The 841-nt window shown below is 38.2% G+C and carries 1 protein-coding gene; it reads left to right on the forward strand.

Going from position 1 to position 841, the window contains the following annotated elements:
- The coding region (locus tag ACFPBZ_RS29440) for a hypothetical protein (RefSeq protein WP_465251522.1) at nt 1-479 on the forward strand (479 nt) is incomplete at its 5' end.
- Nucleotides 480-841 lie beyond the last annotated feature (362 nt).

The following is an 841-nucleotide window of genomic DNA, read 5'->3' on the forward strand; positions in this document are numbered from 1 at the left end:
CTGTTCCTTTAACGAGTTTTGAAAAATTACCGGATGGCTCGTATCGCTTATCTAGTGCTGATTTTGTAGATTTGTATCAAAAAGCGTCTAATGCTACGAACAGCAAAAAATATGCTGATATGGCGAATGAATCGCTTGGAAATACATTGGATAAAAATATGGCTTTATTTGATAAAAACATGGCGTTAGAACAAGAAAATTCTTTTTTGAAAAATCAACAAAAGGTTGATGTGTCAGCGGTTGTTGCTGAAAACAAAAAGCTGAAGGAAGAAAATCGTTCTTTGCGTCAGCGGTTAACTCAACTGAAAAACGCATTTCAAAAATCAATCACTCGTTTATCAATTCGTTTTGGGCTTGTAGAAAAAGATATGGGAATATCTGAAGAGCTAAAAATATTAGATCAAGAGAAAACGTTGGCTAGTCAGCAGAATGCCCCAGAACGTAATATAGGGCGTTCTGAGAATGAGATGGAGTGGTAGTTATACGGTGCAGTCAACGGTACCGGAGGCGGTCTGTGCCGAGGATAAGGAGTTGACGGCTAAACCATTAATCCCTGAAGCTGACATTTGCTAAAAAATGGCCAGTCCATTTTTTGGCCAACTTAGCGTTAGCGAAGTTTGGGGGCGCCCTTTTCAAAGGGTGCGGTTTTATGTTTTTGGATATTTGCATAGCTAAAGAGAAGTGCTATTATTGAGTTATCAAATAAATAAACTGAAAAAAGAGCAAAAAAATAAAGTCGAGCAACGCTGGACACGTTCTCGACCTTTACGGAAACTAATCACACTAGCTCCGTAACTCAAATTCATTATACGAATAATTTCAGGTTTCTTCAAGACTAGAG

The sequence above is a fragment of the Actinomycetospora atypica genome, from assembly GCF_042653685.1.
In the GTDB taxonomy this organism is placed as follows: Bacteria; Actinomycetota; Actinomycetes; order Mycobacteriales; family Pseudonocardiaceae; genus Actinomycetospora; species Actinomycetospora atypica.